The sequence below is a fragment of the Litorilinea aerophila genome, assembly GCF_006569185.2.
GTDB classification, from domain to species: domain Bacteria; phylum Chloroflexota; class Anaerolineae; order Caldilineales; family Caldilineaceae; genus Litorilinea; species Litorilinea aerophila.
This window is the reverse complement of sequence record NZ_VIGC02000027.1, coordinates 56731-78651: the sequence shown is the minus strand read 5'-3', so window position 1 is coordinate 78651 and position 21921 is coordinate 56731. Positions and strand designations below refer to the sequence as shown.

Here is a 21921-nt window from a genome sequence, read left to right as displayed (position 1 = left end):
CCGTCCACAGGGCCACCGGCCGGGTTACCAGAGCAGGTAAGGAATGCCACGGGACATGAGCCATGGGGCTGAAAACGGTGCGTAAAACCCAGGGAAATCGACCCAAACACGTTCCACAGCGAACCTGCATCGCCTGCCGCCAGGTCGCGGGCAAGCGAGCGCTTGTCCGGCTGGTCCGCACCGAGCAGGGCGTGGAGGTGGATCCCACCGGCAAACGCTCAGGGCGGGGCGCCTATCTGCACCCGTACCAGGAGTGCTGGCAGGCGGCCCTGCGCAGTAACCGGCTGGAACAGGCGTTGCGCACCCGTATCAGCGAGGCAAACCGGCAACAACTGGCCGCCTACATGGCCACCCTGCCCCTCAACGCGGCAGCGGACCAGGCGGCCGATGAGCATCATGAGGTCAAATCTACGGCAGAGACACATGTATCACATCCACGACCATGACCACGGATAACGCTGTGGCGCAGGGCGGGAAGGAACCAGGGCCTGTTACCTGGCGCAAACGCGCTTCGGGCAGGCCAGGGGGAACGGGGAGAATCGTCATGACGATTGGGTGATCGGACTCATTTCTTCGTCGATTTCACCACGTCGATTTCACTCCGTCGATTTCATCGGCCCGGGCGATAGAAGGGTTGTCCCCAGTAGCGGCAACCCAATCGCCGGATACCGACCTCCTCCCTCCCCTTCTCTTGCCCCGTTTGTCGACCATTGGGTGGTCTGCCCACCCGGCACGACGACCGTTGCATTCCCTGCGCTCCGTCACCCGCCTGCGATCGCCCTGGAACCATTGCACTGTTCCCAGGTTTGAATCAGGTCAGGTGGCCACGATATGATACAGGGTTATACACGACTGGCCAGGATCGGATTTACAAGCCGACCAGAGCTCGCGCCGTGGAGACGGGATGTGTTCCCCACTGGGGAAACAGGAAAAGAGCGGATGGCCCTTTCCAGGCCACACCCTAAAACAGGATGCGCCACAAGGCCGCCAGCCTGATGGCGGGGTGCAGAGCCAGGATGCCGGGACCGTGCAGCAGTGTTTTTATATTCAGAAGGGGGTAGTAAGGAATGGCTGCAAAAAGCAAAAGCAAAGTACGAGATCTCGATCTCGAAGAACGGGAAGAAGAACGGGAAATTGAACCTCGCCGGGAACCGAAAGGCAAGGGTCAGAAATCGGTCAACGGGCACAAAGGAGCCCGGCGGGACGGCAAGGCCGCAACCGCGGAAGCGCCCAAAGAAGTGGTGGTGGGCGAGGCCATCACCGTGCGCGACCTGGCCAAACTCATGGATCGGAGCCCCATCGACCTGATCAAGGTCCTGATGCAGTATGGGATCATGGCGCCCATCACCCATAGCATCGACCACGACACGGCCGTCATCCTGGGCGAAGAACTGGGCATCGCGGTCAAATGGCCCGAACCCGAAAAAAGCGAAACGGAAGAAGCGGAAAGCCAGCCCGAGCAGCAGCCCCAGACACCCCACAACTTTGTCCAGCGCATCATCAGCCAGGAGAAAGAATCGGACCTGGTGGAGCGGCCGCCGGTGGTGGCAGTGCTCGGCCATGTGGACCATGGCAAAACCACCCTGCTGGACCGCATCCGCAACACCAACGTGGCCGAAGGAGAAGCCGGCGGCATCACCCAGCGCACCGGCGCCTACCAGGTGACGGTCAACGGCCGCAAGATCACCTTCCTGGATACCCCTGGCCATGAGGCCTTCACAGCCATGCGGGCCCGGGGCGCCCAGGTCACCGATATCGTGGTCCTGGTGGTGGCTGCGGACGATGGGGTGATGCCCCAGACCCGGGAGGCCATCAGCCACGCCCGGGCGGCCGGGGTCACCATCATCGTGGCCCTCAACAAGATCGACAAGGCCAACGCCAACCCCCAACGGGTCATGGAAGAGCTGGCCCAGGAAGGCCTCCAGCCCGAAGAATGGGGTGGCGACACCATCGTCGTGCCGGTCAGCGCCCTCAACAACATCGGCATCGACGAGTTGTTGGAAAACATCCTGGTGGTGGCCGAAGTGGAAGAGTACAAGGCCAACCCCAAGGGCCGCTGTGTGGGCACGGTGATCGAAGCCGAGCTGGACAAGCACCGGGGCGTCACGGCCACGCTTCTGGTCCAGAACGGCACCCTGAAGCGGGGCGACACCATCGTGGTGGACACCACCTGGGGGCGCATCAAGGCCATGTTCGACTTCGAGGGCAAGCCCATCAAAGAGGCAGGCCCCAGCACCCCGGTGGTCATCCTGGGCCTGCAGGAGCTGCCCAAAGCTGGCGACATCTTCGAGCGGGTGAAGAACGACCGGGAAGCCAAGCGCATCGTCCAGGAACGCCTCCTGGAGCGGGAGCAGGCAGCCCAGGCGCCCAAGCGGCAGATGTCCCTGGACGAACTTTTCGCTCGCTTCGAAGGCGGCGAAACCAAGACCTTGAACCTGATCGTCCGCGCCGACATGCAGGGCACCCTGGAGCCCATCGTCAAGAGCCTGGAGGACCTGAGCAACGACGAAATCACCGTCAAGATCCTGCAGGCGGCCATCGGCGACATCTCCGAGTCGGACGTGATGCTGGCAGAGGCCAGCGACGCGGTGATCATCGGCTTCAGCGTGGGGGTGGACCGGGCCGCCCAGGTCCGGGCGGAACAGTCCGGCGTGGAAATTCGCCACTACGACGTCATCTACAAGATGATCGAAGATGTGGAAGCGGCCATCACCGGCATGCTGGAACCGGTCTACCAGGACGTGGTCATCGGCCATGCCCAGGTGCTCCAGCTCTTCAAGCTGCGGCGGGGCACCATTGCCGGCTGTAGCGTCACCGATGGCGTGATCAAGCGCAATGCCATGGCCCGGGTCCTGCGCAACGGCCAGGAGGTGATCTCTGGTACCCGCATCGAAACCCTGCGCCGCTTCACCGAGGATGTCAACGAGGTGCGCACCGGCTTTGAATGCGGTATCAAGCTGGCCGAAGGTGACGATGATCTCCAGGAAGGGGATATCATCGAGGTCTACGAGCGGCAACGGGTTCGGTAGGGCTCTTCCTCCGTTAAACGGAGTCGAGTCCGAGCGAAACCGAGAGGCGACACCGAGACGAGCCCCGATGGGGCCCGCCTCGGTTGTCTCTCCATCGTCCAGTAGCTGTTCGGCTGTTCACAGCGGGAGTCCATGATGCCTACCATTCGACAGCAACGGGTCGCAGAACTCTTGTTCGAAGAGCTGAGCCTGGTGATCGGCGGTGAGCTGGCGGATCCCAAGCTGAGTCTGGTGACTGTCACCAACGTGGATGTCAGCCGGGATCTGCGCCACGCCAAAGTTTATGTGAGCCACGACGACGAGGAGGTCTCCCGGCGAGAGTTGCTGCGGCGGCTGAAGCGGGCCACCCCGTACATGCGTGCCCAGATCGCGGCACGCTGCAATTTGCGCATGGTGCCCGAGCTGTTATTCTATTACGATGACACGCCCGAGAAGGCAGCCCGGATCGATGCCCTCCTGCAGCAAATTGCTGCCGAGCGGGCAGCCCGGGAACAGAAAGGGACCTGGCCCCAGGCGGACGCAGCCGGCTCCGTCGATACAACCGAGGGACAGTCGTAAATCTCGGCAGCTTGCTGCCGACCCCTCTCACATCCTTGTCGGCTCTTAAGGGAGGCCAGGCTGAGCCTGGCCTCCCCATTCCTGGCACTAGATTTCTATGCTCGACCCAACATTGCTGACCACCCTTCAAGAGGCCCAGTCGCTGCTCTGCATCAGCCACGTCAACCCGGACGGAGATGCGGTCGGCAGCCTGCTGGGCATGGGCTGGCTGTTGCGCCGGCTCCACAAGGATCCTGTGCTGGCCCTTCAGGACGTCCCCCCGCCGGAGTTCGCCTGGATGCCCGGCATGGAGACCCTGCTCACCGCCCAATCCCCCGCCTACCAACAGGCAGTTCGGGAAACCCCCTTCGATGTGGTCGTCTGCCTGGATGCATCCAGCCAGGATCGCATGGGCAATGCCTACAACCCGTCGGTGCACGGGTCCGCCCCCCTGATCGTCATCGATCACCACGTCACCAATACCTATTTCGGCCACATCAACTGGGTGGATACCGGCTGTGCCGCCACCTGTCAGATGGTCGCCTACCTGGCCCAGGCCTTGGGCGTTCCCCTGGAGGGTGAGCTGGCCGAGTGCCTGCTCACCGGATTGGTCACCGACACCCTCTGCTTTCGCACCAGCAACACCGACGAGCGAGTCCTGGCCGTGGCCACTCAACTGGTCCAGGGCGGCGCCAACCTGGCCCAGATCACCGAACGCACCATCAACCGGCGCCCCTTCAGCCTGCTCCGGCTGTGGGGGCTGGTGTTACCCCGGGTCCGCCTGGAGGATCGGGTCATCTGGACCACAGTCAGCCAGAGCCAGCTCCAGGAGGCCGGCCACCGGAGCCACGATACCCACCTGAGCAGCCTCCTGATCACCGCGGACGAAGCTGACATCAGCGCCGTCTTTCTGGAAAAGGCGATGGACGATGGCGTGCCTGCGGTGGAGTGCAGCTTCCGCGCCAAACCCGGCTTTGACGTGAGCCGCATCGCCCTCCAGCTGGGCGGAGGCGGCCACCCACCCGCCAGCGGCTGTACCGTCTCGGGCACCCTGGAGGAGGTCGCAGCCCGGGTCGTCCCCCTGCTGCAGGAAGCCCGTCGCGCCCAGGCCATCCACAGAGAGCAGAGCATCCGTGACACCGCGTAACAGCCCCTACCACGGACTTTTAATCGTCGACAAGCCAGGCCTGGACACGGCCGACGGCGGCCCGCGGCTGCCCACCAGCCACGACATCGTCCAGATGGTTCGCCGCTGGAGCGGACAGCGTCGCATCGGCCACACCGGGACCCTGGATCCCATGGCCAGCGGCGTGTTGGTGCTCTGCCTGGGGCTGGCCACCCGCCTGGTGGAATACTACCAGGGCCAGCCCAAGCGATACCTGGCCGATGTAATCCTGGGCCAGGCCACAGATACCTACGACGTCACCGGACAGGTCACCGAGACCGCGCCCGTCCCTCCCCTCAACGAGGAGCAGATCGAGGCCGCGCTGGAGTCGTTCCGGGGGGAAATCCTGCAGCGCCCGCCAGCCTTTTCCGCCATCAAGCAGGGCGGCGAAAGTGTCCACCGTCGGGCCCGCCGTGGAGAAACGGTGGAGCTGGCTCCCCGGCCGGTGACCTTCTACCAGCTGGAGCTCCTGACCTTTGAGCCGCCGGATCGGCTTCGCCTGCAGGTCGCCTGCTCCGCCGGCACTTACATCCGCAGCCTGGCCCATGACCTGGGCCGGGCGCTGGGTACCGTGGCCCACCTGACCCGGTTGCGCCGGGAAGCCGTGGGGCCATTTACCCTGGCCAGCGCCCACCCTCTGGAGGCGATTCAGGCCGCAGCCGAAGAGGGGCGCTTCGCCCAACTGCTCTTGCCCCTGGGTGAGGGCCTGGCCATGCCCACCCTGCCATTGGACGCAGAGGCGACCCGACGCCTGGGCCATGGCCAGCAGGTGCTCCTGCCGGCGTCGGACACCCTGGAGCTGAATCCCGATGCCCCGCTGGCCAGGGCCGTTGATCCTACCGGGGTTTTCGTCGGCATCGTGCGCTGCCTGGGACCAGCCCACGACGGCCGGCTCTGGCGATGGAAAGCGGAAAAATGGTTTGCCCGCCACGGCGCGGGCCAATGACGAGCGAGCCCACATGCAGATCTTCACCGATGTGCGCACGGTTCGGCTAAATGAACCGTTGTACCTGACCATCGGCAACTTCGATGGCATCCACCGGGGCCATCAGGCCCTCCTGCGCCAGCTCCAGGCCGTGGCGCAGCATGCCCACACTGGCCCGTCGGCCCGCACCGGCCTGCTCACCTTCGACCCACACCCGCTGCGGGTGCTTCGACCTGAAGTGCCCCACAAACTCCTGACTACGCCCCAGGAACGGCTGCTCCTGGCCGGCGCCCTGGGCATCGACTACGGCATCCTCCAGCCTTTCACCCTGGAGCTGGCCGGGCTGACTCCCCGAGAGTTCATGACCCTGCTCAAAACCCACCTGGCCCTGGCCGGCCTGGTGGTGGGCCCCGATTTCGCCCTGGGCCGGGGACGCAGCGGCAACATCCAGGTCTTGCAGGCCCTGGGCCAGGAGCTGGGATACACCGTAACCGTCATCGAGCCGGTGGACTGGCAGGGCCAGCCTGTGCGCAGCAGCCACATTCGCCAACTGCTGAGCGAAGGACAGGTGGCCGAAGCGGCCCAGCAGCTGGGCCGCTGGTACCACGTCAGCGGAACCGTGGAGGAGGGTGACCGGCGGGGGCGCCAGCTGGGCATCCCCACGGCCAATGTACGCACACCGCCGGAGAAATTGCTGCCGGCCGACGGCGTCTACGCGACCCGCACCCATGTCCATCGGCCAGGCGCGTCCCAGGCCTTCGACAGCGTGACCAACCTGGGCCTCCGCCCTACCGTGGATGGACTCCACCGCCGGCTGGAAACCCACCTGCTGGACTTTCCGCCCGCCGGCCAATCTGACAACCTCTACGGGCTGACCGTCACGGTGGAGTTCATTGCCCGCCTGCGGGGCGAGCAGCGCTTCGCCAGCCTGGATGCACTGGTGGCCCAGATCCATGCCGACATCGCGCTCGCCCGGACGGTATTGGCCCAGGAGCCGGCAGGCGACCTGCCCCTGGCCACGGCCCTGATCCCGGCAGGGACCGGCCCAGAGTCGTCCCGCTGAGGCCCAGGAGAGCGGGCACGGAGGGCCCATGAAGCTGCTGTTTGTTTCGGCCCAGTTGGCCGGCCACCTGGATTGGGGTGGCTATCTGCCCACGGCGCTGGTGTTGAAACATCGCCAGCATCAGGTGCTCTGGGCCAGCGGCCCGGCCATCCAGCCTGCGGTGGAAGCAGCTGGCCTGCCCTTTCATCCCCTGACGGAAACGGGCTGGCGATGGCCGCCGCCCCCGCCCATCCGACCAGAGGAGTTGGGACAAAGTCCTGAGGAAAGGCAATGGGCCCGGCAGATGCGGGCCCTGGACCAGTGGCTGGAAGAGGAACGGGTGGCGCAGGCGACCCAGGAGCTCCTGGCGTTGGTGGAGCAGTTCCGGCCGGATGTGATCGTCGGCGAGATGTTCATGGCCGCAGCCGCACTCGCAGCCGAGCGGACGCAGACGCCTTTCGTGGTGGCCGGATGGCCGGCGCCCGCGCCTGGAGGGCCTCGGACCGACGCCGCCAGCCCTGCCCTGGCCGAAGCCCAGGCTCGGGTCCAGCGCCTGTTGGATCGATTCGGCGTGCCCGGCCACAACTGGACGCTCCAGGGGGCGCCAGCCATCACCTCGCCCCACCTGCACATCAGCTACTGGAGCCCAGGCTGGTTCCAGGGCGTGTCCCTGGGCTCCCAGACTCGCCACGTGGGTGGGCGCGTCCCCTGGGACCCTGCGTCCGGGCCACCGCCCCCGCCGGCCGACCTGCCGTCGCCGGAAGATGCGCCCTGGGTCTTCATCACCCTGGGCACCTCCTTCAACCGGGATCCCAACTTTTTCCTGGCAGCCGCCCACGCTGCCGTTGAGCTGGGCTGTCTTCCCTTGCTGGCCGTGGGGGAACCACCCCAGACGCCTTGGGTGGCCCAGATGCGAGGCCGGCTTCCCCAGACGGCCGTCGTGCGGGGGCGTCTGGACTTTCGGGCTGTATTGCCCCACGTGGCGGCGGCCATTCACCATGGCGGTGCCGGCACCACCCACGCCCTGGTCATCCACGGCATCCCACAGATCGTGGTTCCCCACGCCGGTGACCAGTGGCGGCAGGCGGCCGGCGTCATGCGCACGGGGGTAGGGCTCCACATCCCGGCCCGGGAAGTGACCATCCCCCGGCTGGTGGAAGGGCTGGCCGCGCTGTTGCCCGACCGTTCACCCTATCGAGAACGTGCCCTGGCCTGCCAGGCCGAGTTCGCTCGTCTGGGCGGCGTGCCCCGGGCTGCGGATCTGCTGGAAGCCCTTGGCCCGGCCGCTGGAAGGCCCTGAATGGCTGTTGAACCCCTTTGAGCCTGTGAAAGGAAGCCAGAGAAAGGGTGGAAAACCGTGAAAGCGCTGATCGAACGTATCCGGTGTGAAGGACGCAACCTGGGGCAGGGGATCCTCAAGGTCGACGGTTTCATCAATCACCAGCTGGACCCGGCCCTGACGGTGGAGATGGGGCGTGAGTTTGCCCGTCGGTTTGCCCAGGCCGGCGTTACCGGCATTACCCGGGTCATCACCGCGGAGGTGAGCGGCATTGCGCCGGCGCTGACCACAGGGCTGGCCCTGGGGGTTCCGGTCCTCTACGCCCGCAAGACCCGGCCCATCACCATGGCCAACGGCGTCTACCGGGCGGAGGCCCCCAGCCACACCAAAGGGGGCATGGTGGAGCTCATGGTTTCGCCCGAATATCTCCACCCCCACGACCGGGTGATCATCATCGACGACTTCTTAGCCAGCGGCAAGACCATCGCCGCGCTGGCCGACCTGGTCCAACAATGTGGCGCCACCCTGTGCGGCATCGGCTGTGTCATCGAGAAGAGCTTTGAAGAGGGGCGGGCGCGGCTGGCCTACCTCAACGTACCCATCGTGAGCCTGGCGGTCATCGAGAGCATGGAGGGGGACCAGATCCAGGTTCGGGAGTGGGAAGGCGCGGTCAGCCGTTAAAGCGCGTAGAGTTCGGGCCGCCGATCGGCGAACACGGGGATCCGCTTCCGCACCGCATCCACCAGGTCCAGGTTCACGGTCACCGTCAGCAGGGTCTCGATCTCGCCCCCTTCCACCAGGGTCGCCCCCCAGGGGTCGATGACGGCGGAGGCGCCGAAGAAGTCGGTTCCCTTGCTGTGGCCGACCCGGTTGCACGCGGCCACGAAGCACTGATTTTCAATGGCCCGGGCCCGCAGCAGGGTCCGCCAGTGCTCCCGCCGGGGGTGGGGCCATTCGGCGGGGAGGATCAGGAGCCGGGCCCCGGCCAGGGCGTAGCGCCGGAAGAGCTCTGGAAAGCGGAGGTCGTAGCAGATGGCCAGGCCGGTCTTTCCCCACGGTAGCTCCAGGAGCACGGGCTCTGGCCCCGGCGCCAGGTAGACCTCTTCCTCCATGAGCCGGAAGAGGTGAATTTTGCGGTAGGCGCCGGCCAGGGAGCCATCCGGCCGATAGCAGGGCATGCAGTTGTAGAGGCGGCCGTCTTCCCCACGCTCCAACAGAGAGCCACAAAGCCAGACCCCATGGTCCCGAGCCAGCCCAGCAAAGCGACCGAACCAGCCTTCTGCCTCGGGAGACCGGGCCAGCGGGGCGGCATGGCGTTCCCCGTGTTCCAGGTCATAAGCGGTGCTCCACAGCTCGGGCAGCACCACCAGCTGGCTGCCCCGGCGGGCGGCTTCGGCCACAAACGCCGCTGCCCGGGCGAAATTCTCGTCCGGCTCTCCCAGTCGACAATCCATTTGAACCAGGGTAATGGTCAGTTGGCTGTTGGATGACATGGCGACAGCTCCTGAACATGAAGTGGGATGCGTGCCTGGCGCGTGGAAGTCACGGGCGGCTGTCGGTCTCTTCATCGGGCAGGACTTCGACGCTGGCACCCGGCGCAGGATGGGTGTACTCGCCCAGGACGCCCCCTGTCCCCCCACGCTCCGACGAAATCGACCCCGTGCGGGGCGATCGGGGTGCGGTGTGCACCGTCAATCGCTCTCGTCTGGTTCGCCCACGGCGCAGGGTGTGCCAGCCGATCCCCGCGCCCACAATGATGAGCAGTGCCGGCCACCAGCGCGCCGCCACATTTTCGCTGCCCCCGTCCAGGGTAAAGACAAAAAAACCGAACAGCACCAGGATACTGCCGGGGATCAAAGCCCACCACTGCCGGGTCCGCTCCGACAGCAGGTAGAGCGCAAAAAAGACCAGGCCCATCCCCACAAAGAGCACCGTGCCCAGGGTCTCTGCCCGGCTCACGTAGGCGCTCAAGGCGATGACGGCGCTGACCACCAGCATAAAGCCGCCTGGGATGATGGCCCACCAGTGTTCCCGGCGGTTGAGCAGGTAGATGTGCCCAAAGGCCAGCGCCAGCCCCAGGAAGAGGAAGGCCGCCGTCACCGGCCGCCGGATTCCCTCCAGGGTGCTGAGATAGACCATCAGGGCCAGGGCCAACAGGGTCCAGCCGGGGATTAGCCGCCACCAGTTCTCCCGGGTAGAAAGGTGAGAGGCCATAAAGCCCAATCCGCCTAACGCCAGCCCACCGGCCAGCACGTACTGGACCGTGGGTTCATAGGCAGCCAGGAGCTGCAGGTTAAAGAGCAGCAGGATCACCCCAGCCAGGATCAGGCCGATAGACCAGAAAAGGGCGTTCAGGCGATAGTCAGACATGGGAGGTCCGCAGACAGGAAAGTCCCCCTGTGCCATCCACGAATCGGGTCTGGCCTCAATCCCCCGGCAGAAATTTGGCGGCACGCCCTCGGACGAAAGCCATCGCCAAATTTCTGCCAGGTTTTACCAGGACATGGCAGCAGCCGAAGCCCCACATGGAGCACTCCGGCCCAGAGCAGGGAGAAGGTCACCCGGGAAGGAGCTACTGCACCACCGGGAGGGTTTCCACAGGAACGCTCAACTCCACCGCGTTGGCCGGTACCCAGCCCGGCGTCCCCTCGCTGGACTGGACCTGGATCCAGTCGCCGGCCTCGTTCCGCCCCAAGGCCGACAGCACGGCGCCGATGCTGACGTACTCCACCACCTGCTGTCCCACGCCCGGTGAGTCGTAGATGGCCAGCAGGCCCAGGCGCACGGTTGCGGTGGGCGTTCCGGCGGACGGGGCGGGTGTGGGCGTGGGCGCGGGCACGGCGGGTGCCGCTGCGCTTGGCTCCACCACCGGCAGCCCGTTGACGGCCGGCGTAGACAGCACCACAGCCCTGGCGACCCAGGCGGTAGCGCCGCCTGGCAGCTGAATCTGAATCCAGGCATCATCCGCCGAGCGCCCCACGGCGGTCAGGGCCGCGCCCTGGGGGATCTGGGTGATGACGGAAGCCTCTGTGCTGGGTGTGGCCCGGGCGTTGACCCCACCGGCGCTGGTCACCGCCACCACAGGTGCATCCACCGAATAGGTGTTGGTGAAGGGCGCCGGCGGCACAAACCCGGTGGTGATCACCTGTGACGACGCCACCGGTGCAGTAGTGGTCAGGGCCGGCGTCGGCGCCACTTCTGCCCCGGCCCCGGCGATGGGCAGGGCATCCAGGTCGCCGTTCGTGGTCAGGAACTCCCGGAAGAGCCACGCCTCGCGCCCGCCGTCCAACACCACCTGGACCCATTGGCCATCGGCCGAACGGGCCACCGGTGTCAGGGTGGTGCCGTTCTCCAACAGCTGGATGATCTCGCTCTCTGTGCTGGGGGCGGAGCGGGCGTTGAGCCCGGCGGTGACACTGACGGTGACGGTCAGCCCCACCGGTTCGGCCCCCGTTTCAGCGAGCGGAGTCTCTGGGGTAGCCTCGGGGGCAGCGATTTCGGCCGGAACCTCAGCCGTGGGTGTCCGCCCCAGGTAGGCCAACACCGCGTCGTAGACGGGCGCGGGCAGGGCATCGGGCTCTCGGGCCAGGAAATCGGCCGCTGCGTAAGCCACCGTGCCAGAGATGGTCTGTCCTTCGGCCAGGGGCGTCTCGTTCAGGAAGAGCTCCAGCCAGCTGTTATCCGCACCGGCCGTGCCCAGAACCAGGTAGCGCTCCCCTTCCAACAGAATGCGCAACACCTCGGCGTTGGTATCCGGCGCCTGGCGGGCATTGACGCCCACCGGGCTGATCACCGTGGCGAACTCCACTTCGACCGTGGCCGGGGTGGGCGGTGGCGGGGTAGGTTGCGGCGGCTGCGTCGGCACCGCCGTGGGGGCCGTAACGGCTGGCGCCTGGGTGGGCACCGCTTCTGGAGTCACGCCGCCTGGGGTAGTCTCCGCCTGGACGGCTGTCTCCTGGGCAGGTGCGGGGGTGAGTGCGGCAGGCGTCTGTTCTGGTGTTGCCGGGAACAGACGGGGCCACAACATGAATGCGCCATAGGCCAGGACCGCGAGCAGGGCCACCACCACCACGGCCGGCAGCAGCCAGTTCCGTCGCGGTTCTGGCTCCCGGGCATATTCCACAGGCTGCCAGTCCCGCGAGGGAGCTTCCAGCTGTTGAAGTTCCCACTGGCCCAGGGCTTTTTGCTCCGATTCCTGCAACTTCCAACGGTCGTCGGCGTCGTCGCTTTCCTGGAGTTGCCAGTTTTCGGATGAGGGTTCTTTGGTCATCGTTTTTTCTCCTCCATGGGTGTGTCCCAGCCTCGTCTGATCCCGGCCAATCCATAAAGCCCTGTTTGAATAACGAAAAGTAACGCCAGGAGGCTCCAGGTGGCAGTTTCCCACCAGGGTGCCGGCGCATAGCCAGTCACCCCATTCAGAGCCAGTCCCAGGCAGAAAGCCGCCAGACTCAAACAAAGGGAGACCAGGGTGCGCGGCAGGTTCAAGACGTGCCCCCAGCGCCATCCCCGCTCCCGGCGATACCAGCTACTGTAGCTCAAGGTGGCCAGCAGCCCTGCCAGCCCCATGATCCAGAGCGTATCAATCAGGACATCCTGCAACGTGTACATCCGGCTCGCTTTCACCGTTCCTTCGTAGGCGCAGCTCGTAGCTGCGCTTCGGCGATATCCCGTCACCCCGGGTCTGGCGAAACCGTACACAGGGCGGGCTGGAAGCCCGCCGAACGGGGCCGACGGCGTCCCTTCTCTCACATCTGACGACATCGTATCTGACGACATCGTACGGCCAGGGGCTACGCCTACGGGGCCCCGGCCCCCTTGACCGGGGCATAGTTCACAATTGTCGGAATCGACCCATTAGGCGCCATTGTAAAGGCGCAGCAAGCTGCGCCCGTCACGGACAGGGCTTGCCCTGTCCCTACATCCTGCATCGACGATCTTGAACTATCCCCCCTTGGCGCCCACAATTGACGATTGGGTAATCTCCTTGATACTATACACAGATAGTATACACGTATATGAAGTTCCTGAAAACCTGGTCAGCCAGGAGGCGTGCATTCCAGATGGCTGACGGGGTCCAGCCCGCCAATGGCCCCAAAATCAAGGGCCCAACGAAAAGGAATGGTGACGTGAAACCGGGGTACGACGTGATCGTCATTGGCGCCGGCAGTATGGGGAGCGCCGCCGCCTACCACCTGGCCCGGGATGGACGCCGGGTGCTGTTGGTGGAACAATTCCAAGTCGGCCACACCCGCGGCAGCAGCCACGGCGGCAGCCGCATCATCCGCTACACCCACGACCAGGTGGACCATGCCCGGCTGATGCCGGCTACCTTTGCCCTCTGGCAACAGCTAGAGGAAGAAAGCGGCGAACGGCTGTTGCAGCTCACCGGCGGCCTCTATCTGGGCGCTGCCGACAACGCCTTTGTGGCCGCCTGTCGGACAGCCCTGGAGACGCTGAACTTCCCCTATCGGCTGCTGGATCACCAGGAACTGGGCCGGACCTATCCCCAGTTCCGACTGCCAGCGGGCTGGATCGGCCTCTACCAGGAACAGACGGGCATCCTGGCCGCCAGCCGGGCCGTCCAGGTCATGGTCCGGGAAGCGGTGCGCCATGGCGCCGAACTGCGGGAAAAAACCCGGGTCCAGTCTGTCACCCCGGCCGGCACAGGCGTGACAGTCCACCTGGCCGGTCCCCAGGGAGACGAGGTGGTACAGGCCGAGCAGGCCATCCTGGCCGCCGGCCCCTGGGCCAGTACCTTCTTGCGAACCTTGCTCGACTTCCCGATCCCCCTGCGGGTGACCCACCAACAGGTGGCTTACTTCCGGGCCGGACGGCCGGAAGACTTTGCTGTGGGACAGTTCCCCGTCTTCATCGTCGGCGAGGATCCCCATTTCTACGGCTTCCCCATCTTCGAGCGACCGGGCACGGTCAAGGTCGCCCTGGAGCAGGATGTCCGCACGGTGGACCCCGACCAGGAGGGGACGGAGGACCCGGCCATGACAGCCGAACTCAGCGGCCTGATCGCCCGCCATTTACCGGGCCTGAATGCGAAACCGGAACTGGTGGAGATCTGTCGCTACACAGAAACGCCCAACCGCGCGTTCATCATCGACCGGCATCCCACATTCCCCCAAATCCTGATCGCCGCGGGGTTCAGCGGACGGGGCTTCAAACATGCCATCGCGGTGGGTCGTCTCCTGGCAGACCTCAGCGCTGCGGCTCCCGGCGTCTACGACAGTCCCTTCTGGCTGGATGAGTTCCGGCTGTCCCGCTTCCAGGCCAGCCAGGAGGCAGCCGTTTAGTAAATCCCGGCAGAAATTCGTCGCTAGTTTCCACCAGAGGTAGTGCTGCCCAATTTCTGCCGTGGTATCTACGTCAACCTGTACCAGGAGACGAGAGGATGCCGTCCAGCCAGTCACCGAACCAGCAGGATCGAACCATGACGACCCAAATCTTACCCATCTCTGATCCGGCGGCCCGTTCCCGGGCCCATGCCCTGATCCAGGACCATCAGGTCATTGCCGCGCCCACGGACACGGTCTACGGGCTCATGTGCCGCTATGACAGCGCGGCGGCCATCGAACAGCTCTACGTGGTCAAGAATCGACCGCCCCAGAAGGCCATCCCGGTGCTGATTGCGGATGAGGAGCAGCTGGATCTGCTGGTGGCCCCGCCACTGCCGCCTGTGGCCCGCTTTTTGATGGCCCGCTTCTGGCCGGGCGCGCTGACCCTCATCCTGGCTGCCCGTCCCCACCTGCCGGCCATCTTGACCGCCGGCCAGCCCACCGTGGCAGTGCGCATGCCCGACCACGACTTGCTGCGTGAACTCATGCGCCAGACCGGCCCCCTGGCAGCCACCAGCGCCAACCTCAGCGGCCAGCCGGAAGCCCACAGCGCGGAGGAGGTGCTGGCCCTGTTGCCCCACGGCATCCCCCTGATCCTGGCCGATACGCCGGAATCCGGGCGGGAGGAAGGGCCGCCCAGCACCATCGTGGATGTGAGCGGGCCGGCCACGGCGCGGCCAGCCATCCTGCGGGTGGGCCCCATTGCCGACGCCATCAACCGGGCCCTGGATGAGTTCGGCTACCCGCCCCTGGCCCATGCAGATCGGGATTGACGCCTCCCGGGCAGTGCGCTGCCGGCGGACGGGCACGGAACAGTACGCCCGCTCGGTCATCGATCATCTGCTGGCCCTTCCCCAGGCCGCCCACCACACCTGGCGCCTCTACCTCCCGCCCCCCCAGGACGGTTTCACCGCGCCGCCCCCGGCCCGTTGGGCTGCCGCCGAACAGCGGGTACTGCCGGGCCGACGACTCTGGACCCATCGCTCCCTGGCCCGGGAGATCCGCCAACGGCGTCCGGATGTCCTCTTCGTGCCCAGCCACGTGATCCCGTGGCTCTGGCCATCCCGCCTTCTGCCGGCCGCGGTGGTGACGGTCCATGACCTGGGCTACCACTATTTTCCCCAGGCGCATCCCCTGTTCCAGCGCCTCTACCTGCAGGTCAGCACCCGCTGGAACGTGCGGGTGGCCAGCCGGGTCATCGCGGTGAGCCAGGCCACAGCCCAGGATCTCGTCCGCCTGTATGGCGTGGAGCCGGGACGGATTCGGGTCATCCACGAAGCGCCCATGCCCCTGCCCCCGGCCTCACCGGCCCAACAGGAAGCGGTCCGCCGGCGGTACGGCCTGGTCCGGCCCTACGCCCTGTACGTGGGGACCCTCCAGCCTCGCAAGAACCTGGCCCGGCTGGTGGAGGCCTACGCCCGCCTGTGGCAACAACAGCCCGTCCCCTGGGACCTGGTATTGGCCGGCGGAGAAGGCTGGCTTCACCGGGAGCTGCAGCGCCTGGTAGAGAGGGCGGGCCTGGCTGGACACATCCATCTGACCGGCTACGTGCCCCAGGCGGAGCTGCCTGCCCTGTTGCAAGGAGCCTACTTCTTCTGTTTTCCGTCGCTGTTTGAAGGTTTTGGGTTGCCTGTGCTGGAAGCACAAAGCTGTGGAGTGCCTGTGATGAGCGCCAATCGTTCTGCCCTGCCGGAGATTGCGGGCGACGCCGCCCTGTACGTGGATCCCATGGACGTGGATGCCATGGCCGAGGCCATGCTCCAGTTGAGCCAGGACGAGGCCCTGCGGCAACGCCTAATCCAGGCGGGGTATGCCAACGTCCGACGATTTTCGTGGGAGAAGGCCGCCCGGGAGACGCTGGCCGTGCTGGAAGAGGCGGCCAGCCGTGGTTAAACTGCTGACCGCGAGGAACACTCGACTCACTCACCCATGACCCCAGACACCGTTGCCTGGCCCAGCGTCCGCATCCTGGATGTGGAAGTCCACCGGGTGGACTTCCCCCAGACCCTGGCTCAGATCGCCCGCTGGGTGGAAGCCCCCGGGCCGGATGCCCACGTCCGCCAGATCTGCACGGTCAACCCGGAGTATGTGATGGCGGCCCGACGCCATGGGGCTTTTGCCGCGGCGCTACAGCGGGCCGACCTGCGGGTCCCCGATGGCGTGGGTATCCTGTGGGCGGCCCGACTTTTGGGCGCGCCCATGAAGGAGCGGGTGACCGGCTCCGATGGGCTCTATCGGATCTGTGAGCAGGCAGCCCGGAGAGGCTGGCGGGTATTCCTGCTGGGCGCCGGGCCTGGCGTTGCGGAACGGGCGGCGAGTCGCCTTCAGGCCTGTTACCCGGCGCTGGCGGTGGTGGGTACCTACAGCGGCAGCCCGGCCCCGGCAGAGTGGCCTGCTATCCGGCAGCGGCTGGAAGCGGCCCGGCCGGACATTCTCTTTGTGGCCTTTGGCCATCCCCGCCAGGACCTATGGATTGACAGCCACCGGGGGGAATTGCCGGTGAAAGTGGCCATGGGGGTGGGCGGTGCGCTGGACTTTGCCGCCGGGGTTCGCCCGCGCGCGCCCCGGCGACTACAGCAGTTGGGGCTGGAGTGGCTCTATCGTCTCCTCCGGGAGCCCTGGCGCTGGCGCCGGATGCTGGCCCTGCCCCAATTTGCCCTGCTCGTCCTGGGGCAGAGCCTGAGGCAAAGGCTGGCTGGTGGCGAACCAGGCCGCTAGTCCAGTGGCCCCGTGAAGCTCGACCGACCGACTCTCACCCCTTGACGGCGCCTGCGGTCAGGCCGGCCACAATGCGGCGCTGGAAGATAAAGACCAGGGCGATCAGCGGAAGGCTGGAAACGATGCCCGCGGCCATGATCTCGCCAAAGGGAATCTGCATGGAAAACTGGGACGGGAAATTGGCGATGATGACCGGCAGTGTGCGGGCATTGGGAGCCACCGATGTAAAGGTCAAGGCAAAGAGATATTCATTCCAGGCGCCGATAAAGGCCAGGAGCCCCGTGGTCACCATGGCTGGCGCCGTGAGGGGCAACATGATCATGTAGAAGGTCTGGAAGGGCGATGCGCCATCCACCTGGGCCGACTGAAATATCTCCGTTGGCAGCTCTCGGAAGAACGAGGTGAGCACCCAGGCCGTGAAGGGCAGCGTAAAGAGCATGTAGGTGATGATCATACTGGGGATGGGCGGAATGCCCAGATTCGTAATCATGGCGTAAAGCCCGGTCAAAACGGCAATGGCCGGGAACATGGTCATGGCCAGAATCACGTAGAGGGTTCCCGTCTTTCCCCGATAGCGTAACTTCCCCAGTGCAAACCCGGCGAAGGAGCCGATGGCGAGGGACAGCAACGTCACCGAAATGGCCACGATGGCGCTGTTCACGATGGCCCGCAAAAAGGCCTGGTTGGTGAAAACGGCCTGATAGTTGCGCGTGTAAATGGTGAATTGCTGAGTGGCAGGATCCCGCGGCAGGAAGGTGGTCGGCGTCATGGCCAGCATCGCTTCCGACTTCAGGGAAGAAATCGCTGCCCAATAGAAGGGGAAGAGCATCCAGATCCCCATCACAGTGATCACGACCCACAACAGCACCCGATTGAGGCGACGCTTTGTCTTAACGCTCATCGCTTCTGACCCCCAGGCTACGCATATAGATGATGGCGAAGATCGACAAGACCAGGAAGATGACCACACTGCTGGCCGATGAATAGCCCATCTGCCGGTTCTGGATCAATTGGTAGTAGGTATAGCTGGCCATGGAGTAACGAGCCTGGCCCAACACAATCTGAAAGAGATCAAAGACCCGCAGCGCATCCAGGGTGCGGAAGACCAGTGCCACAGCAATTGTGCCACGCAACATGGGCAGCGTCATTTGGAAGAACTGGCGCAGCGGACCGGCGCCGTCCACATTGGCAGCCTCGTAGATATCCGATGGGATCAACTGCAGCCCGGCCAGCAACAGCAAAGCCATGAAGGGCGTGGTCTTCCACACGTCAATCATGATCATGGACGGCAACTGCCAGGTGGGATCGGACAGAAATGGAATTTCGCCACTGCCCAAGCCCAGATACCAGAAGACCGTGTTGAAAAAGCCCGTCCGATTGGGTTGAAGCATGTAGGCCCACATCTGGGAAGAGACCGCCGTGGGCACAGCCCAGGGAACCAGGATAATGGCCCGCATCAGGCCACGCCCTTTGAAATTGGCGTTGACAATCAAGGCTACGATCATGCCCAACACCAATTCCAGGAAGACGGTGGCCACCGTAAAGACTACCGTATCCCACACGGAGCGGATGAAGTCCGGGTCCGTGGCGCCCAAAACATAGCGATTGCCGAAAAGGCTGAACTGGGTCACCTGTCGAAAGCGCTGGGGCTCCCGGGGGAGCACGGAGACCGCGCTCTCGTAGGCCACTTCGCCCGTCCGTTCATCGATGATCGGATTGCCTGCCTCATCCCGTTTGGGCGGGATGGACTTCACCGTTACGCTCAAAAGCGTCCGGTAATTCTGAAAACCGACAAATTCTGTCGGCGTTGTGCTGGCAAACACCGCATTGGTGAAGCTGTTGTAGACGACAGACATCAATGGGTAGATGGCAATCAGCAGCAAAACAATAAATGTAGGCGCAAGCAGCCAATATGCCAGCCGTTGTTCTCGCTTTGCCAGATCGGAGGCGCCTCCCTGGGCCATGATCGATACTCCTTCTGACTGATGAAGAAAGCCTGCGTGGTTTAGTACCCCCTGGAAGCTATCGGGAAGCCCTGGGGCTTCCCGATAGCTTCGCAGTATCGGTTTGTTCAGCGTACCTTACGGCGCGCCCACTTCAAAGCCGAGAAGATCCTGCAGGTCCAACTCAATGTTGGCCACGGCGTCGGTGCCATTCTGCTTGCCCGTCAACACATCCGAGACATTGGTGAAGAAGATGTTGGAAACCTCGTTGTAGCGAGGGGCAGTCACCGTAGAGGGCCGTGCCACAGCACTGGTGAAGACCGGGAGCATCTTGGCCATGAAGGGTTGGGCTGCGATGACCTCTGGATCCTCATACAGGCTTCGCTTGGTCGGAATCAGCGAGATGTTGATGGCCCGGGCCTTCTGCGATTCGGCGGAGGCAAGCCACATGACAAACTCGGCAGCCTCTTTGGGATGCTGGCTGTACTTGGAGACAGCCAACTGCCAGCCACCCAGGGTGGCAGCGCTCATGCCGGGCTCTTTGCCGGGCAGGGCCGTGACGTCGAACTTGCCAGCCACGGCGCTGTCCTCACCGTTGCTCAGGCTATAGGCGTAGGGCCAGTTGCGCATGAAGGCCGCATTCCCACCATGCCACACCCGGCGAGATTCCTCTTCCTGGAAGCCGGTGACGCCCGGCGGGGTAATCTTGCCGATCCAGTTGTAGGCCATGTCCAACGCTTCGGCCGCAGCCTGGTTGTTGATGGTGATGACCTTGTCCGGGCTGACGATGGTGCCACCGCCGCTGGAGTAGATCCATTCCAGCGCGTCGCAGGTCAGCCCTTCATAGGCCTTGCCCTGCCAGACGAATCCCCAGAAATCCTGATTGCCCTCAGCCCGTTCGCCATCCTGGATGGCCTGGGCCATCTCTTCCAGTTCCGCCCAGGTGGTCGGCGGGCCGCTGTAGCCATACTTTTCCAACAGGTCGGTCCGATAGTAGAGCAAGCCGCCATCGGTGAAGAAGGGCAGCCCCACCAGCCGGCCGTCCACAGTGTTGTTCTGGACGATGGCCGGGAAGTCGTCGGCGACTGCCTCGGCACCGCCATACTCGTTCAGGTCGACCAGGTGTTCCGCCAGGTCGCCCGGCCAGATGACATCGATTTCCATCACATCAATGTCGCTGGACTGGGCCTGGAAGGTCTGGAGATAGAGGCCATAGCGGTCGGTAGCCGACGTGGGCCCGGCGATGACCTCCACCTGAATGTTGGGGTGGTTGGCGTTCCACTCCTCCACCTGCTGCATGGTGAAGTCCAGGCCAGCGCCCGGCCCACCGCTGATAAAGCGCAGATGGACCACCTCCCCTTCGCCGGTGGCTTCGGCCGTCGGGGCCTCCGCGGCAGCTTCCGTCGGCGTGGGCGCTTCAGCCGGCGCCTCTGCTGGGGCGGTGGTTGGCGTCGGCGCCGACTGCCCCCCACCACAGGCCGCCAGAATCAGCATGACGACCAGAAACAGACTGAATAATGGGACGAACTTGCGACTCATCTTGTTGTCTCCTTGAGAAATGGATGTTTCAACTACGGTGCGATTCCAGGGAGTCTCGCGTCAGGTGTGGCAGAACACCTAGTACAGTCTGGCGTAAATACCACGGCAGAAATTCGGCGGCACGACCTCTGGTGGAAACCATCGGCGAATTTCTGCCGGGATTTACTAAGAACAGCTTCCCACGGTTGTGTTCTGCCCTGGTTCTATCCAGGATTCCAGGGGGCGCTGAATCGATCCGGGCTGCTCACCTCCTCTCTGTTAGGGTATATATGACCGTTTTGAGAGCGCCCGGCGGCGAACCCAGGAGGCCGCCAACCAGGGGTCCAAAAGGGCTGCACCTTCTCCGCGCCATGGGCTTGTGGCAACTCTTGCTGTTCTCAAGCTGTCTCCCGGCAGACCACCCGCAGCGGCAGGCGCACATGTTGCACCGGCCGATCTGGCTCTGCCAGGCGGGCCAGTAACAGCTCCACAGCCACCCGGCCCGACTCGTCCAGGGACTGGGAAATGGTGGTCAGGCCCACGTAGTCAGCGATGTCCAGGTCGTCGAAACCGATCACCGCCAGGTCCTGGGGCACGGCCAGGCCCCGGGCTCGGGCCGCCTTCAGCACCCCCAGGGCCAGGGTGTCACTGGCAGCGAAGATGGCCTGGGGCGGCTCTGGCAGGTCCAGCAGCCATTCCGCCTCCTGCCGGGCATGCTCCAGATCATACTCGGTCAGGCGGACGTACTCATCGGGCAGTTGCTCCCCCTGCTCGGCCAGGAACTCTCGAAAGCCGGTCAGGCGTAGCCGACTGGTCTGCAGGGTATAACCCGGGATCTCGATGTCCCCCCCGATGAAGGCCAGCCGTCGGTACCCCCTATCCCAGAGATACGCCGCAGCCAGCCGCCCCCCGGCCACGTGATCGACCTCCACGCCGCTGAAAAGCCGGTGGGAAGTCTCTACCAGAACGGTCTGCAACTCGTAGCGGAGCAAGCGGGCGGCTACCCCATCGTCGACCCTCAGCGACATCACGATCAGACCGTCCAGGCGTCGGGCCAGAGGGAGGGTTTCCAGGTAGCGGCGACACTGGGCCGACGAGTTGACGTTGTAGACCACCAGCTCGTAGACGGAGCTTTCCAGGGCCTGGGCCACGCCTCGCAGCCGCTGGACGAAGGAAGGATAGGTAAAAAAAGGGGCCAGGACACCGATGCGCCGGTTCTTGCGGCGGGCTCGCGCCGTCGCCTCAACCCGGGGCACGAAGTTGAGCTTGTCAATGGCCGACAGCACCCGCTGTCGGGTCGCTTCTTGTACCTGTTGGGGCGAGTTGAGGACACGGGATACCGTGGCAATGCTGACCCCCGCCTCGCGGGCAACATCGTAGATCGTGGCGCCCGACATAGCCTTCGCCGTTCTCTATTTCTA

Annotated in this window: 20 protein-coding genes; 12 read left to right on the top strand and 8 right to left on the bottom strand. The window is 64.8% G+C overall.

Annotation, left to right across the window (positions count from 1 at the left end; all coding sequences use genetic code 11):
* The first annotated feature begins 62 nt into the window (after positions 1–62).
* From rnpM to xpt, 8 genes are all read left to right on the top strand, one after another.
* Positions 63–446 carry an RNase P modulator RnpM gene (rnpM, locus tag FKZ61_RS18350; RefSeq protein ID WP_141611596.1) on the top strand — a complete coding sequence of 128 codons (384 nt, stop codon included), beginning with the start codon at positions 63–65 and terminating at the stop codon, positions 444–446.
* A gap of 621 nt (positions 447–1067) precedes the next feature.
* Positions 1068–3029, top strand: coding sequence for a translation initiation factor IF-2 (gene infB / locus FKZ61_RS18345; protein ID WP_141611595.1), 1962 nt, complete (start codon positions 1068–1070; stop codon positions 3027–3029).
* Between the two features lie 135 nt (positions 3030–3164).
* Positions 3165–3587: a 30S ribosome-binding factor RbfA gene (gene rbfA / locus FKZ61_RS18340; protein WP_170199971.1), complete on the top strand. Its 423-nt coding sequence runs from the start codon at positions 3165–3167 to the stop codon at positions 3585–3587.
* Between the two features lie 97 nt (positions 3588–3684).
* Complete coding sequence (locus FKZ61_RS18335) at positions 3685–4713, top strand: DHH family phosphoesterase (RefSeq protein WP_141611593.1); 1029 nt, start codon at positions 3685–3687, stop codon at positions 4711–4713.
* The gene (truB, locus tag FKZ61_RS18330; protein ID WP_141611592.1) at positions 4700–5677 is read left to right on the top strand and encodes a tRNA pseudouridine(55) synthase TruB; all 978 of its coding nucleotides are present in this window, start codon (positions 4700–4702) and stop codon (positions 5675–5677) included. The genes FKZ61_RS18335 and truB overlap by 14 nt, the downstream gene beginning before the upstream one ends.
* Positions 5652–6719: a bifunctional riboflavin kinase/FAD synthetase gene (locus FKZ61_RS18325; protein ID WP_170199969.1), complete on the top strand. Its 1068-nt coding sequence runs from the start codon at positions 5652–5654 to the stop codon at positions 6717–6719. Before truB ends, FKZ61_RS18325 begins: the two co-directional genes overlap by 26 nt.
* A gap of 28 nt (positions 6720–6747) precedes the next feature.
* Positions 6748–7998 (top strand): glycosyltransferase, encoded by a 1251-nt coding sequence (locus tag FKZ61_RS18320; protein ID WP_141611590.1) that lies wholly within the window; start codon positions 6748–6750, stop codon positions 7996–7998.
* A gap of 57 nt (positions 7999–8055) precedes the next feature.
* Positions 8056–8658, top strand: coding sequence for a xanthine phosphoribosyltransferase (gene xpt, locus FKZ61_RS18315; RefSeq protein ID WP_141611589.1), 603 nt, complete (start codon positions 8056–8058; stop codon positions 8656–8658).
* Here the strand turns inward: xpt and FKZ61_RS18310 are convergent.
* The 4 genes from FKZ61_RS18310 to FKZ61_RS18295 all read right to left on the bottom strand — a co-directional run bounded on the left by FKZ61_RS18310 (position 8655) and on the right by FKZ61_RS18295 (position 12585).
* Positions 8655–9470: a carbon-nitrogen family hydrolase gene (locus tag FKZ61_RS18310; protein WP_229964312.1), complete on the bottom strand. Its 816-nt coding sequence runs from the start codon at positions 9468–9470 to the stop codon at positions 8655–8657. The genes xpt and FKZ61_RS18310 overlap by 4 nt on opposite strands.
* Positions 9471–9519: 49 nt before the next feature.
* Complete coding sequence (locus tag FKZ61_RS18305) at positions 9520–10347, bottom strand: hypothetical protein (RefSeq protein ID WP_141611588.1); 828 nt, start codon at positions 10345–10347, stop codon at positions 9520–9522.
* Between the two features lie 202 nt (positions 10348–10549).
* A complete protein-coding gene (locus FKZ61_RS18300) occupies positions 10550–12247 on the bottom strand; it encodes an SH3 domain-containing protein (protein WP_141611587.1) in 1698 nt (565 codons plus the stop codon).
* Positions 12244–12585: a hypothetical protein gene (locus FKZ61_RS18295; protein ID WP_229964311.1), complete on the bottom strand. Its 342-nt coding sequence runs from the start codon at positions 12583–12585 to the stop codon at positions 12244–12246. The genes FKZ61_RS18300 and FKZ61_RS18295 overlap by 4 nt, the downstream gene beginning before the upstream one ends.
* A gap of 518 nt (positions 12586–13103) precedes the next feature.
* On the opposite strand from FKZ61_RS18295, the gene solA reads away from it, so the two are divergent.
* From solA to FKZ61_RS18275, 4 genes are all read left to right on the top strand, one after another.
* Positions 13104–14279 (top strand): N-methyl-L-tryptophan oxidase, encoded by a 1176-nt coding sequence (gene solA / locus FKZ61_RS18290; RefSeq protein WP_170199967.1) that lies wholly within the window; start codon positions 13104–13106, stop codon positions 14277–14279.
* A gap of 137 nt (positions 14280–14416) precedes the next feature.
* Positions 14417–15094, top strand: a complete 678-nt coding sequence (locus FKZ61_RS18285; RefSeq protein WP_170199965.1) for an L-threonylcarbamoyladenylate synthase — start codon at positions 14417–14419, stop codon at positions 15092–15094.
* On the top strand, positions 15051–16214 hold the full coding sequence (locus tag FKZ61_RS18280) for a glycosyltransferase family 4 protein (RefSeq protein ID WP_211358626.1): 1164 nt from the start codon (positions 15051–15053) through the stop codon (positions 16212–16214). Before FKZ61_RS18285 ends, FKZ61_RS18280 begins: the two co-directional genes overlap by 44 nt.
* 36 nt (positions 16215–16250) lie before the next feature.
* Positions 16251–17039, top strand: a complete 789-nt coding sequence (locus tag FKZ61_RS18275) for a WecB/TagA/CpsF family glycosyltransferase (RefSeq protein WP_141611583.1) — start codon at positions 16251–16253, stop codon at positions 17037–17039.
* 34 nt (positions 17040–17073) lie between these two features.
* On the opposite strand, the gene FKZ61_RS18270 is transcribed toward FKZ61_RS18275, so the two are convergent.
* The 4 genes from FKZ61_RS18270 to FKZ61_RS18255 all read right to left on the bottom strand — a co-directional run bounded on the left by FKZ61_RS18270 (position 17074) and on the right by FKZ61_RS18255 (position 21897).
* A complete protein-coding gene (locus FKZ61_RS18270; RefSeq protein WP_141611582.1) occupies positions 17074–17940 on the bottom strand; it encodes a carbohydrate ABC transporter permease in 867 nt (288 codons plus the stop codon).
* A complete protein-coding gene (locus FKZ61_RS18265) occupies positions 17930–19003 on the bottom strand; it encodes a carbohydrate ABC transporter permease (protein WP_141611581.1) in 1074 nt (357 codons plus the stop codon). The genes FKZ61_RS18270 and FKZ61_RS18265 overlap by 11 nt, the downstream gene beginning before the upstream one ends.
* Before the next feature lie 117 nt (positions 19004–19120).
* Positions 19121–20521, bottom strand: coding sequence for an ABC transporter substrate-binding protein (locus tag FKZ61_RS18260; RefSeq protein WP_141611580.1), 1401 nt, complete (start codon positions 20519–20521; stop codon positions 19121–19123).
* A 377-nt stretch (positions 20522–20898) separates the two neighbouring features.
* The gene (locus FKZ61_RS18255) at positions 20899–21897 is read right to left on the bottom strand and encodes a LacI family DNA-binding transcriptional regulator (protein WP_141611579.1); all 999 of its coding nucleotides are present in this window, start codon (positions 21895–21897) and stop codon (positions 20899–20901) included.
* Between the last annotated feature and the right edge of the window lie 24 nt (positions 21898–21921).

Excerpts from the sequence above, each read along its gene's own strand:
- FKZ61_RS18310 (WP_229964312.1), bottom strand. The coding sequence starts at position 9,470 with ATGTCATCCAACAGCCAACTGACCATTACCCTGGTTCAAATGGATTGT.
- rbfA (WP_170199971.1), top strand. The coding sequence starts at position 3,165 with ATGCCTACCATTCGACAGCAACGGGTCGCAGAACTCTTGTTCGAAGAG.
- FKZ61_RS18255 (WP_141611579.1), bottom strand. The coding sequence starts at position 21,897 with ATGTCGGGCGCCACGATCTACGATGTTGCCCGCGAGGCGGGGGTCAGC.
- rnpM (WP_141611596.1), top strand. The coding sequence starts at position 63 with ATGGGGCTGAAAACGGTGCGTAAAACCCAGGGAAATCGACCCAAACAC.
- FKZ61_RS18275 (WP_141611583.1), top strand. The coding sequence starts at position 16,251 with ATGACCCCAGACACCGTTGCCTGGCCCAGCGTCCGCATCCTGGATGTG.
- FKZ61_RS18305 (WP_141611588.1), bottom strand. The coding sequence starts at position 10,347 with ATGTCTGACTATCGCCTGAACGCCCTTTTCTGGTCTATCGGCCTGATC.
- FKZ61_RS18270 (WP_141611582.1), bottom strand. The coding sequence starts at position 17,940 with ATGAGCGTTAAGACAAAGCGTCGCCTCAATCGGGTGCTGTTGTGGGTC.
- FKZ61_RS18295 (WP_229964311.1), bottom strand. The coding sequence starts at position 12,585 with ATGTACACGTTGCAGGATGTCCTGATTGATACGCTCTGGATCATGGGG.
- FKZ61_RS18335 (WP_141611593.1), top strand. The coding sequence starts at position 3,685 with ATGCTCGACCCAACATTGCTGACCACCCTTCAAGAGGCCCAGTCGCTG.
- FKZ61_RS18300 (WP_141611587.1), bottom strand. The coding sequence starts at position 12,247 with ATGACCAAAGAACCCTCATCCGAAAACTGGCAACTCCAGGAAAGCGAC.
- infB (WP_141611595.1), top strand. The coding sequence starts at position 1,068 with ATGGCTGCAAAAAGCAAAAGCAAAGTACGAGATCTCGATCTCGAAGAA.
- FKZ61_RS18320 (WP_141611590.1), top strand. The coding sequence starts at position 6,748 with ATGAAGCTGCTGTTTGTTTCGGCCCAGTTGGCCGGCCACCTGGATTGG.
- FKZ61_RS18285 (WP_170199965.1), top strand. The coding sequence starts at position 14,417 with ATGACGACCCAAATCTTACCCATCTCTGATCCGGCGGCCCGTTCCCGG.
- FKZ61_RS18280 (WP_211358626.1), top strand. The coding sequence starts at position 15,051 with ATGAGTTCGGCTACCCGCCCCTGGCCCATGCAGATCGGGATTGACGCC.
- FKZ61_RS18265 (WP_141611581.1), bottom strand. The coding sequence starts at position 19,003 with ATGGCCCAGGGAGGCGCCTCCGATCTGGCAAAGCGAGAACAACGGCTG.
- FKZ61_RS18260 (WP_141611580.1), bottom strand. The coding sequence starts at position 20,521 with ATGAGTCGCAAGTTCGTCCCATTATTCAGTCTGTTTCTGGTCGTCATG.